Below are 12,429 nucleotides of genomic sequence, written 5' to 3'. Positions count from 1 at the left end.
TTTAATATTTACATTTTGTAACGTGTGTATCCATAAAATTACGTAAAGATTCGTCGATAACGATACTTATTAACTCAAATTACATTTTATTAGCATGTGAGAGTCGTAATGTTATGCTCCTTCAAAAAGAAACTACCCGCCGAAAGTTTTTATTAGGATCGCTGTTGGCATTACCGCTGACCGATATCGTGTTTAAGGGATTAACAGCAGCTCAGGCTGCTGAAATGGCCGCTCCAGAGCTGGTCGATTATAAACCCATCTTTTTTTCCGCGAATGAATGGCAATTTATCATGGCCGCCTGCGATCGTCTGATCCCTGCTGGGGGCAAAGGTAAAGCGCCCGGTGCGTTAGAGACCAACGTGCCGATTTTCATCGATCAGCAGATGCACGGCGAATTCGGCGAAGAGATCTACATGCAGGGGCCGTTTAACGTTAACGCTCCGGCCACAATGGGTTATCAGATCCCGTTCCGTCCGCAGCAAATCTATAAAACCGGTATCAAGCTGATCGAAGGCTGGTGCCAGACTAACCATCAAAAATCGTTCCATGAACTCACAGATGCGGACAAAGATGCCGTGCTGACTCAGGTTCAGAAGAACACCATTAACTTCAGTGAATTGGGTGAAGGTTCTCTGAAAGCGTCGCAGTTCTTCAGCGAGCTGCTCTCGGATACCAAGCATGGTTATCTCGCCGATCCGATGTACGGCGGTAACAAGGGGATGAAGGCGTGGATCGCCATCGGCTTCCCTGGCGCGCGCGCCAGCTACACCGAATGGGTGAAGCAGCACAACATTCCGTACCCGCTGGGTCCGGTAAGCATCAAGGGCGAACGCGCCTGAGTGAGCTTTTTCCCTTTTCTGAAGAGTGGCAGGATTTAAGATGGCAACTGTAAATAAAGAAGAAGTCGACGTTGTAGTCGTCGGCCTGGGCTGGGCTGGCTCGCTGATGAGCATTGAGCTGGCAATGGCCGGACTGAAAGTGCGCGCACTGGAGCGTGGTGCTGACCGTTCTTATGAAGATTTCGCCTATCCGAAACCGGCGGATGAGTACGCTTATGGCGTGCGTAACAAAGTGATGGCAACCCCGGCAGAAGCTGCAGTCACCGTGCGCTACAACATGAGCCAGACCGCGCTCCCAACCCGTAAATGGGGCGCATTTGCGCCAGGTACCGGTGTTGGTGGTTCAGGTCTGCACTGGACGGCGGTATTGATCCGTCCGACGCCTACCGACCTGAAGCTGAAAACCTATGCGGATCAGGCTTATAAACCTGGGATCCTGCAGGAAGATATGCGCATCATGGACTTCCCGTTCACCTGGGATGAAATTGAGCCGTATTACACCAAATTTGAGCACATCTGCGGCCAGTCCGGTACCACCGGTAACCTGCGCGGGCAGATTCTGGAAGGGGGCGATCCGTTCGAAGGTCCTCGTTCCGAGCCGTACCCCTTGCCAGCACTGGAAGATACGCTGAATACCACCATGTTCGCGGCCGCAGTGAAGAAACTGGGCTACCATCCGTTCCCGAACCCTTCAGCCTGCGTGTCCCGTGCCTGGACTAACCCTTACGGCAACCAGATCGCACCCTGCAACTACTGTGGTTACTGCAGTAAATATCCGTGCCTCAACTACTCCAAAGCCTCGCCGCAGACTGCGGTGATGGACGCACTGAAGCGTATGGATAACTTCTCATATGAAGTGCATGCCAACGTCATGAAAGTGGTGCTGCACGACGACAAGAAAACCGCGAAAGGTGTGATCTACATCGATGGGCAGGGCAACGAGTGCTTCCAGCCAGCGAAAATCGTGGTGCTGAGCAGCTTCCAGTTCTGTAACGTCCGTCTGATGCTGCTGTCCGGTATCGGCAAACCTTACAACCCAATCACCGAAGAAGGTGTGGTGGGGCGTAACTATGCCTTCCTGAGTAACGGCGGCTCCACGCTGTTCTTCAAGGACAAAAACTTCAACCCGTTTGCCACCGCTGGTGCGACCGGACAGATGTTTAACGACATCTCTCCGGGCAACTTTGATGGTCCATCACTCGGCTTTATCGGTGGGGCAAAAATCCACAGTTCTCAGGCGACCGGTACGCCAATCGCCACCGCGCTGCCTAAAGGCACGCCTGGCTGGGGAGCGGGCTGGAAAGAGGGAATGGAAGAGTGGTACGGCCATTCGATGAAAATCAGCATCACCACCACCTGCCAGTCCTATCGCGATATCTACCTTGATCTGGACCCGAACTACAAAGATGAGTACGGCTACCCGCTGCTGCGTATGACCTTCGACTGGAAACAGAACGAACTTAAGCTGCAGCAGTACCTGAAGGGCATCGTAGGCAATATTACCAAAGAGCTGAATCCGGACAGCTACAGCGAAAGCTTCCTGCCGATGGACGCGCACTTTGACCTGACCAAATATGTGTCGACCCATAACGTGGGCGGCGCGGTGATGGGCGATAACCCGAAAACTTCAGCGCTGAATAAGTACCTGCAGAGCTGGGATGTACATAACGTCTTTGTGCCGGGCGGTAATGCGTTCCCGCAGAACTTCCAGGCGAACCCGACCGACACTATTGGCGCACTGTCGCTGATGGCAGCGACGGCAATCAAAGATATGTATCTGAAAAATCCCGGCCCACTGGTACAGGCATAAGCGATATGAAGATGATGAAACTGAAGAGCTTTTTAATCGCCAGCGCGGTGCTGTTCAGCGCGGGTTATGCGCTGACTGCACAGGCTGATGATGCGGCGCTGGTAAAGCAGGGGGAGTACATCTCCCGGTTGGGCGACTGTAGTGCCTGTCACACCATTCCGGGCAAGCCGGAGTTTTCGGGCGGCCTGGCGATTGAGTCGAATCTGGGCACTATCTATTCGACCAACATCACGCCGGATAAAGATCACGGTATTGGCAATTACAACGAACAGCAGTTCTCGGACGCGGTACGTAAAGGCGTGCTGCCGGACGGTACGCGCCTGTATCCGGCGATGCCTTATCCGGATTATGCCAAAATCAACGACCAGGATATGCACGCGCTTTACACCTGGTTTATGCAGGGCGTGAAGCCGAGTGCGGAAGCGCCGCCAGAAACTGACCTGAGCTTCCCGTTCAGCCAGCGCTGGGGCATGCGCTTCTGGAACTGGGCGTTTACCTCTGACAAGCCGTTCCAGCCAATCGGCGGCGCGTCGGCAGAAGTCAACCGTGGCGCCTACCTGGTGGAAAGCCTGGGACACTGCGGTAGCTGCCATACGCCTCGTGGTCTGGGGATGAATGAGAAAGCGCTCGACAGCAGTGACAGCAAATTCCTTGCCGGTGGCAGCCTGAACGGCTGGGAAGTGCCTTCGCTGCGTGGCCTGCCGAAATGGACAGAGCAGGAAACCGTCGACTATCTGGCTACCGGGCGCAATGACAAGGCTGCCGTGGGGGGGGAGATGACTTCGGTCATCGAGCACAGCTCCTCGTATATGACCGATGCCGACCTGAAAGCGATTGCCGCTTATCTGAAGTTCCTGGGCGGCAACCCGCCAGTACCGGCAGCGGAAGACAAAGCAGTAAGTGCAACCGAGGCTAAGCTTACCACCGCGAAGAACCTCAGCACCGGCGAGCGTCTGTATCTGGATAACTGTGGTGCCTGTCACTTTGTGACCGGTAAAGGCGCACCTGGCGTCTTCCCGCAGCTGGATCAGGCGACCATTGTCAATGCAGGCGATCCGACCGGGCTGATCCACACCATCCTGGCCGGTGCACAGCAGCCTTCCACCGCCAAAGCGCCTTCCACTCTGGCGATGCCTGGTTTCAGGTCTCGCCTGAGCGATGATGAAGTGGCACAGCTGGCCACCTTTATCCGCCAGGGCTGGAGCAACAAGGCTTCAGCGGTAACGGCGGATCAGGTGGCGAAGGTCAGAAAAACCCTGAAATAACCAGCCATAGCCGTCTGGTGTTACAGAGAAGAGAGAGGTGAAAGCCTCTCTCTTTATTTATGCTTTGCGCTCATCAGTAAATATAAAAAAAACTTATTTTTCGGGAACCGGGCCGTCTTTTCCGCCACATAGCTGAAGTTTCAGGACGCTATCACTGGCCGGGGAGAGACATTGTGTTAACGGGATTAAGAACACTTATCAAGCCATCGGGGGCAAGTCAGACTCAGCGTGCGGGCGCTGTCGGGCAGCAGGGGCAGGCTGCTTTGCGCCAGCAGCAGGCGCAACCACGGTTAAACGGAGGCGGGACGCTGCGAACAACGGCTAACGAGCAGGGCGCGCCTCAGGGGGCAGGAGTTCAGCAGCAGGCGGCTTCGCGCAGCACGGGACGGGGGCGATTCACCTCATTCGGTCATTTAGCGTTATTCCGCAGAAATTCACAGGCTGCACCGGCACGAAACGCAGGGCAGGCGGCGGAAGAACACGAGATGCAGCCGCTGGACCTGATGAATTTTGCTATTCCCACCCTGCAGGAGGGCGGCCTGGAGCAGGAAATTCATGCAGAGATTGCCGCCCGTGCCGCACCACCTCCGCCGCCACCGCCCCCTCATGTTCCCACGCCTCAGGAAATAGCCGCCCGGCCATATCAGGCAGAAGATAAGTCCTCGCTGGGCATTACTCTGAACGACAAGCGCAACGTCAGGGTGGCCGCGCCGGAAGGAAAGGATGTGCAGCGGGCGTTAATCAGGCAGACTTTAGGTCACCCCAAAATGCAGTATCAAAGCGTGGCGGCCAGCAAGGATCACCAGCAGCACACTCTGCTGGATGACAGCGGAAGGCTGCTGGCTTTGCATTCCACACCGGGCAGCTTAATTGGCGTCGCCCACAGCAAGGCAAATCCGCAGTGGCAGCGCGAAGAGACACCAGGCTCCTCATTTCCAAAGCGGCGACCAGCCGTCGTCACCGATCACGCGCTTTCGCTCAGCGATGACGGCAGTACGGTGCGGATCGGGCGGAATAATGCGCCTGCAGGTCGTCCACTGGCTGAAGTGAAACTCCCGGACAATGCCATCCTCAGCCAGCTCTCCGGCATCCATCATCAGGCCTCGCTCGCAGGTTCAGAGGCATTCCGCCTGCATAACGACAAACTCTACCGCCTGACCTCGCAGGAAGAGGGCTGGCAGCAGGCCGATTATCCGCTGCTTGCTCAGGATAAGGATCAATCGAAGCTGGCGCGGCAGGCCGATAACGCTCTCTATCTGGTTCATGATGATCACCATTTACATAACCTCAGCAGCCAGACGCAGAGTGCTCACTTTGAGGACAAAATCAGCAAAGCCTCCGTTGCCCCGGACGGTCAGGCACTGCTGATGTTGACCAATGACGACAGTAAACAACAGAGCCTGAAATTACTTCCCCGCATCGACAGCCTGGAAGAGGCCCATCGCACGCTGAATGTCTCGCCTCAGGGAACCACGCTGGCCGCTTTTGCCCAGACTGACGCGCTGGTGATTGCGGCCGATCATCATGGGCGGTTACAGGTAGCGCTGCGTCCGGGTGAGCAGAGCGACGAGCTGAATTTTGGCACCGGGCTTAATCAGACCGTGCGTGACCGTCTGCAACAGCAGATTAAGGATGCCGTGGGCGAGCGTTTCCATGTGCAGGACTTTATTCACGATGGCAGCAATCAGCTGCATGCGCTGGTGAAGGATGGTATGGATCGCCAGCACGCCGTGGCGCTGAGCCTCGATCCGGCACGTCCCCACGCGGCTTCCAGCTGGAACCTGAGCGACAGTATGGTATTAGACTTCCAGAAAGGCCTGCCTGAAGTCACGCCGGAGCGCGGTGATATCGTCAACATTGGCAACAATGGCAAGCTGGCGCTGCACGATGGCAAAGTGCACTTCTTCAATGAAACCACCAGCGGCTGGGAAGCGTCAGAAGTAAAGGCCGACCAGCTGCGGGCCGGACAGGATGGTCAGGCCTGGGTACTGAAAGATAACGAGCTGAAGCGCCTGAAGGTCAACCTCTCCAGCAATAAAATCAACTTCGATCAGAATGCCTTCTCGCTGCATCAGGTGAAGAAAAGCGTCAGTGAAGACCTGGCGATGCCGGGACTGGATAAAAATCAGGCCACCGTTTCGGCCAGCGTGCTGGATAACGGGCGCTTCGTCACGCTGCAGGACAATGGCGATATTCATTCGCACCACGTGAATACTGACACCCGCCGCGATAAACAACTGGCGCGTACGCTGGATAAGCAGGCACTGAGCCAGGCGATGAATGACGCCGTCAACGCGCTGGCAAGGATCCCGGCCGGTCCGGAGGAACACAAAGCCACCGACATGGCGATCGGGCCGGATCACCGGATGTTTATCCTTAGCGACAAGGGCAAGCTCTTCAGCCTTCCGGCACAGAGCTGGCAGCAAGGGCGGCTGGCTGGCATGCGGGAAGAAAAGCTCCCCAAAGCGGCGGCCAGTGTCCGGGAGGGGATCGAGGTAGACGAAGAGGAAGCAGAAGCGAAGCCGTCAAAACTGCATGGCAATCAGAAGGATGGTTTGTTACTGGAACTGGATAACGGCCGGATGATGGTGCGGGGCAAAGAGCAGTGGCAGACTGTTTCTTCCCATCTGTCACCGGGTGGCCACCACCAGGATAATCTGGCCGATCAACATTACGATCGTCTCAGTGCCGCCACCCGCGACTCCAGACTGGGGAAAACCGGCCTTACCTTTAAGCGTGAGGTGAATACTTTCGGCCAGTCCGGCCATGACGGACATAAGGTGCATACGCCTTTCCGCACACGTCTCAGCACCTTTGTCTTCCGCCCTACGCTGGAAACGCCGCGTCCGCTGAAGAACATGGGTAATCTGATCCAGCATGCCCACAGCGGGCGAAAAGGGCTGACTGGCATCTACCAGCAGCAGACTCAGCAACTGGCGGAGCTGAACCAGCACCTGCAGCAGCAGGCAAATCGCGCGCCGGAAGAACCGCTCAGCCTGAAACTGAAAACGCTTTCCGGTAAAGCAGACCTGCCCGGCTGGTTTGGCGAAATGCAGCAGTTCAATACCACGCTCGCGGACAGCGCAGCGCATCAGGCCGGTTTGCTGCAGCAGTTTTACGGCAAAGAGTCGGGGGCGTTTAAACAGCAGCTCGGCAATCTGACCAGCAGCCTGAATCCGGCCAGCTCGCGCAACGACGACCTGGTAAATAAGCTCAACCGGCTGTTCTCGCAGCAGCCGAGCGGTAAAGGGAATACCGCTCAGGTGACGCTGGCTTCTTTGCAGAAAAAAGGTGTTGCGCTCTCTCATCAGAAACCTGGTGGAGATATTCCAGCCGCGCTGCATCGTGATAAACATGATTCGATGGGGCTGGTGAAAACCCGCCTGATCCTCGATGGCCTGACGAACGCAAAATTGCACGACCTGACCGGGCGCTTATCAGCAGCGTTAGATTTGCAGGACGGCACGCGCGAGCAGGCACTGAAAGATCTTGGCGCAGAGTTCCGCACGCTGCGGGATGACCGCTGGGAAAAAAATCCGATCAAACAGGTGACCAGCCAGGGCTTCACCGGCAATGACCGGCTGGAGTCGAACTACGATGCCATCAAATCGATGACCAAGGCCTTCACCAAGCAGAATCACGGGATGAACGTCACCACCCGGACGGTAATGCAGGCGGACGATCAGCAGACGCTGGCCCGCAGATTACAGGGCACGGTGTTATCCATGGAGAAGGGCGAGAGCATCTCCTTCAGCCGGGCTTACGGGGCAGCAACCACCATCACTGGCATTCCCGGTACTCAGGTGATAGCCGGTGTCGGCGGCAGGGGAAATCTGGATCGCGGTTATAATCTGAGCATGACGCGCGGAGAGGGGGGAATAAACGTCAGCTTTGGCCGTGATGGTGGCGGAGCGCTGACCGCTTTTACCGGCGTGGGTTACAACCTGCTGACTGATTATATGAAAGATTCCGCTCATGATGTGCCGATCGATCATGAACGGGATCTCTCGCCAGCACTGCGTCTGGGTGGCGTATTTTCGGCCACGCCGCTGGATTTAAAAAAGCAAAACAGCGTCAGCTTTGATATCACCGAGGCTGAGCTGCCTGAATTTATTGAGGGGTTGACGGAAGGCACGCTCGATCCGCTGGCCCTGCTCAACCGGGGGATCAATCACAGCGTTAAGCATGGCGACGTGATGAATGTCAGCCTTGATGCCAACGCCGCGGCACTGGCTTCAGCAGGCATACCGCTCACCAACAATCATGAGAAAGATACGCCAGCCAGCTTCCGTGTCGGTGGCGGTGCTTACGCCGGGGTGAATATCCTTTCCGGCACTCGCGAACGGGGCGAAACCACTAAGGAAGACAGCGCCACCGCCAGCCGCAGTAACAATCGCCTTCGCGGGCTGAATAAAGCCAGCGTCGGGGCGAACTTCGCGCTGCCCACCGGCGTGCTGATCCGAAGTGATGAGGGCCGCCTTCCGCTGTTTGCCGGTCCGGCGGCCAGCGTACAGCTGTCAATTGATAACCGGACCAGACAGAGCCTGTCGGTGGAGACGAAAAACGCCCAGCCTCTGGAGCCGGTGCATATTGACAAACTGATGGAGTCGCTGGGCAAAAATTTCTCCGCTCCGGCAACGGCGGCACTGATGGCGTCTTTAAAAGACAAAAAGGATGACGAAGAGGCGATGATGCTGACCCCACGGCAGAAACTGGACAAGCTGGATGCGCATTTTACGCCACGTAACAGCGAAAGAATGAACAATGGCCAGCAGGCTGCTCTGCGCGACCTGGACAAGCACCTGCGTCAGCAAACAGCCGCCGAGCGTGGGCATAAGCTGCTGCAAAATGGCGAGTATCAGACCACTTACGCCAACCTGAGCAAGGTGGACAACAACGGCTTATGGCACCAGCTGTCTAACCTGCTGGATGGCAGCCTGAACGCCAGCAACGCCAATAAAATGCGCGAACTGATGGGCAGCGATCATCAGTTACAGACGCTGATTGCCAGCCTGCAGGATAACGTCAGTACCGATGCCACGGTGACGCTGGAGCTAAAAGACGAAGTACGCGAAAGGCTGGAGAAGCGCTGGCTGGAACAGGGCAACAGTCCGGAAGAGATGGCGGCTGAGCTGACCAACCGCGATAACCTGCGGCTGAAATCCATCGCGTTCACCAAGTCACAGGTGAAAACCGACGGGTTTGCCACCCCGGCCTTCCTGCTTGGCGGCTCGAACAACGCTTCTGTCTCGATGAAGCGCAATCTTGGAAAAATCAACTTCAGCTACGGTGAAAATCAGGATACCCCCACACAGTATTCGCTGGAGGGACGTATTGCTAAAGCCACCACCGACCTTGCTTCCGCACTTCGTAAAGGGCAGGACAGCGGCTACGTTTTGAAAGGATAACGGAGAAAGTATGTCAGCAACTGAACAACTCAATCACTGCCTGGCGCTTTATGGGCGCAGGCAGGGGATCTCACTGGGGCTGCGGGATGGGGTCTGTGCGCTGGTGGATCATAAGCAGCAGGAAGTGGCGGTGGTGGAACTACCGCTGGAGAGCGACTGCGTGCTGTTCCACTGCAAAACAGAAGAGTTGAAAGGGGCAACTTCAGAGCGCTATCTCCGCACTTTGCTGGCCCTGAATTTTGAAATGAGTGCCATGCGCGGCTGTTGGCTGGCGCTGGATGGCGACGATAACCTCAGGCTGTGCAGCCAGCAATCCGTCGCGGGGCTGGAAGTCAGCCATTTCGCGCAGTGTCTGGATGGTTTTATCCTGCAGGCGCAGCAGGTCAGTGAGTTTATTCGCGAATTGAAAAGTGCGTCATAAGGCCTTCTTTTTCTCCATAACACAAATCATTCGCATCTGTAAGGTCCTTAATTCACTCATAGTGTTAAGAAAGTGCTAAGTAGTGGTAAAGTACCGTAATACCAGCAGTTTTAAGACATTTAGAGATGTTCTTGTTGTCGGGAGTCGCGGATAGTATCCCTCAACGGCGCAACAGAAGCCGTTAGCAAATTGAGGATATAACCATGAAAAAAACGACTCTGGCACTTTTAATGACCGTCTTCACAGCCAGCACTTTGTTCTCCACCGTCACCAGGGCTGATGGCCCTCCGGGACAGCCATGGCACCAGCAGGGCGGTCACGACGGACATGGTGGCCCTGACGGACACGGTGGCCCAGGTCGTGGTCCGGGTCCAGACCACGGACATGATGGTCGGGGTGATTATCAGGGTCATGATAACCGCGGTCCTGACCGCCATTATCAGGAGCGTGACCGCTTCGCCTGGCAGGGACACGATTTCCGCCGCGGTTACCCACTGCCGCCTCACTTCCGCGGCGATGATTACCGTATTAATGACTGGCACGAACGTGGCCTGCGTGAGCCACCTCGCGGTGAGCACTGGGCGTACATCGACGGTAACTATGTGCTGATTGCCGCCGCCACTGGGGTTATCACCTCCATCCTGCTGAACAACGCCTTCCACTGATTCCCCAGGCTGATACTCCGGTGTCAGCCTGCTTCTTTTTGTGCTCTGCATCCCATGTATTATCTTTTAACCGGTTTACCCTGAGCCTGCCTTGAATACTCCTTTTCTGGTTGTTCCCTTCTCTGAATTACATTGATTTTCATCTTTTTTCTGGAGCTTTCTCTGAGTTATCAGGCGTTAAAACGCTGGTTTTTTTTACTGTCAGGCATAAACTTGTGGTTCTGAAACACTGATTGGCCATTGAGGACAAGGGAATGTTGGAAAGAATCCGGCTGGTAGAAGGAAAGGTGGAAGCGCTGTTGATTGATGCGGCGGTTATCAAAGCGAATTATGCCACGCGACAGGATGTAGAGGGCGTGCGTAAAGAGTTGCACTCTTCAATAGCCAGTCAGACCAAATGGCTGGTGGCTGCGCTGTTTATGGTTCTGGCTGCCGGGCTGACCCTGGCAAAATGGCTTTTTTAACACGGCTCTACTGGAACTCACCTGTTCCTCCATGGGGCCGTGGCTGTGGCGAAAATTCAGATCAAAAAAAGGGCTGACCCATCATGGGCCAGCCCTTAATGTTTGGCTGACGATTACTGGTGAGCGATGACAGAAGTGATCACTCCGGTTGCTATGGCGATCAGCACATAGTTACCGTCAATGTTCTGCCAGCGGTGACCGGCAGGAGGTTGCTTCAGGCCACGCTGGTGCCAGTCTTTTACCTGGTAGCCTTCACCACGGTATTTTGATGGCAGTGAACGGCCTTTACGGAATTCAGGGTGCTGTTCGTGATGCTGCGACTGGCGATGCTCTGAAGCATGCTGAGGCTGAGCGTGTTGTGGCTGGTCATGGCCCTGAGGCTGACCGCCATGCTGTTCATTCTGCGGCGGACGTTTGACCTGCTGCTGGTGACCGTCGGGGCCAGGCTGCGGACCTTCTGCAAAAGCACTGAGGCTGGTGGTAGCAAACAGCAGCGCGGAGAGGGCAATAATTCCTGATTTTTTCATCTTTTTTTCCCTACAATATGGACCAGTTGTTCTTGTTGATGCACTCAATCTGGGGGGCAGGGAAGAGAAGGACAAGTTCAATAATCCTAAGAATGCCTGTCTTAACGATAAATTTACGCTTGCCTTGCAAAAAACTGAGCGCTCCTCCACGGTTTCTCCCCGATATTTGAGGCTGAAAAGGTCTGCGCAGGATGAGAGAAAGGGACGCCACTGTCTGTGCGGCGTCCCGTTTGGTCAGAAGGGGGTTTCGACCACACCGCCGTCAACCCGCAAAGCGGCACCGGTAGTGGCTGAGGAGAGCGGAGAACAGACGTAAACCACCATATTGCTCACTTCTTCCACGCTGGCGGCCCGCTGAATAATTGAGGTCGGACGATTTGCCTTCACAAAATCCACGCCCAGTTCCTGCAGGTCTGCGCCCTGATCCAGCTCCTCTTTAAAGAAGCCGGCAAAACCATCAGAAAGCGTCGGGCCTGGCAGAACGGCATTCACCGTTACTCCCGTCCCTGCTGCTGCTTTCGCCAGCCCGCGCGACAGGGCAAGCAGGGCGGTTTTGCTGACGCCATAGTGGATCATATCTGCCGGGATATTGACCGCAGATTCAGAAGAGAGAAACACCACGCGGCCCCAGTGAGATTTGATCATCTGCGGCATATAAGCCCGGCTAAGACGCACGGCGGACATGACGTTGATATCCCAGATGTTTTGCCAGACCTTATCTTCAGTTTCAAAAAAGTCGCCGCCGGGAAAAATACCGACGTTATTGACCAGGATATCGCATGAGGGTTCAGCCTTCAGCAACGCCTCACAGCCTTCCGCAGTGCCTAAATCGACCACGTGGCCACGCGCTTTGCTACCCAGCGATTTCACCAGCGAATGGACCTGTTCTTCCGTGCGTCCGGTGACCACAACCGTGGCTCCGGCGGCGGCCAGCCCTTCGGCAATCCCTTTTCCGATGCCTTTGGTTGAGCCGGTGACAATGGCGATTTTTCCGGTCAGTTCAATCTTCATTACGATCTCCTTCAGTGAC

Annotated in this window: 9 protein-coding genes; 7 read left to right on the top strand and 2 right to left on the bottom strand. The window is 55.7% G+C overall.

What is annotated here, in order from left to right:
• Positions 1 to 113 precede the first annotated feature (113 nt).
• The 7 genes from GSQ70_RS17835 (at position 114) to GSQ70_RS17805 (ending at position 10,872) form a co-directional block, all read left to right on the top strand.
• Positions 114 to 839, top strand: a complete 726-nt coding sequence (locus GSQ70_RS17835) for a gluconate 2-dehydrogenase subunit 3 family protein (protein WP_158783792.1) — start codon at positions 114 to 116, stop codon at positions 837 to 839.
• 40 nt (positions 840 to 879) lie between these two features.
• The gene (locus tag GSQ70_RS17830) at positions 880 to 2,649 is read left to right on the top strand and encodes a GMC family oxidoreductase (protein WP_158783791.1); all 1,770 of its coding nucleotides are present in this window, start codon (positions 880 to 882) and stop codon (positions 2,647 to 2,649) included.
• A 14-nt stretch (positions 2,650 to 2,663) separates the two neighbouring features.
• Positions 2,664 to 3,914, top strand: coding sequence for a cytochrome c (locus tag GSQ70_RS17825; RefSeq protein ID WP_370521120.1), 1,251 nt, complete (start codon positions 2,664 to 2,666; stop codon positions 3,912 to 3,914).
• A 173-nt stretch (positions 3,915 to 4,087) separates the two neighbouring features.
• Entirely contained in the window at positions 4,088 to 9,322 is a 5,235-nt protein-coding gene (locus GSQ70_RS17820) for an AvrE-family type 3 secretion system effector (protein WP_158783789.1), read from the top strand.
• A gap of 10 nt (positions 9,323 to 9,332) precedes the next feature.
• Entirely contained in the window at positions 9,333 to 9,743 is a 411-nt protein-coding gene (locus GSQ70_RS17815; RefSeq protein ID WP_158783788.1) for a type III secretion system chaperone, read from the top strand.
• Positions 9,744 to 9,946: 203 nt separating this feature from the next.
• On the top strand, positions 9,947 to 10,408 hold the full coding sequence (locus tag GSQ70_RS17810; protein ID WP_158783787.1) for an RcnB family protein: 462 nt from the start codon (positions 9,947 to 9,949) through the stop codon (positions 10,406 to 10,408).
• A 254-nt stretch (positions 10,409 to 10,662) separates the two neighbouring features.
• Entirely contained in the window at positions 10,663 to 10,872 is a 210-nt protein-coding gene (locus GSQ70_RS17805; protein WP_158783786.1) for a hemolysin XhlA, read from the top strand.
• A gap of 113 nt (positions 10,873 to 10,985) precedes the next feature.
• Here GSQ70_RS17805 and GSQ70_RS17800 read toward each other — a convergent pair whose 3' ends face one another.
• Entirely contained in the window at positions 10,986 to 11,399 is a 414-nt protein-coding gene (locus tag GSQ70_RS17800; protein WP_158783785.1) for an RcnB family protein, read from the bottom strand.
• A gap of 234 nt (positions 11,400 to 11,633) precedes the next feature.
• Positions 11,634 to 12,410 (bottom strand): SDR family NAD(P)-dependent oxidoreductase, encoded by a 777-nt coding sequence (locus GSQ70_RS17795; protein ID WP_158783784.1) that lies wholly within the window; start codon positions 12,408 to 12,410, stop codon positions 11,634 to 11,636.
• Positions 12,411 to 12,429: the final 19 nt, after the last annotated feature.

This window comes from Pantoea sp. BAV 3049 (assembly GCF_009765445.1).
In the GTDB taxonomy this organism is placed as follows: Bacteria; Pseudomonadota; Gammaproteobacteria; order Enterobacterales; family Enterobacteriaceae; genus Erwinia.
The sequence above is the reverse complement of the archived record's forward strand: the minus strand, read 5'-3'. Positions and strand labels throughout refer to the sequence as shown.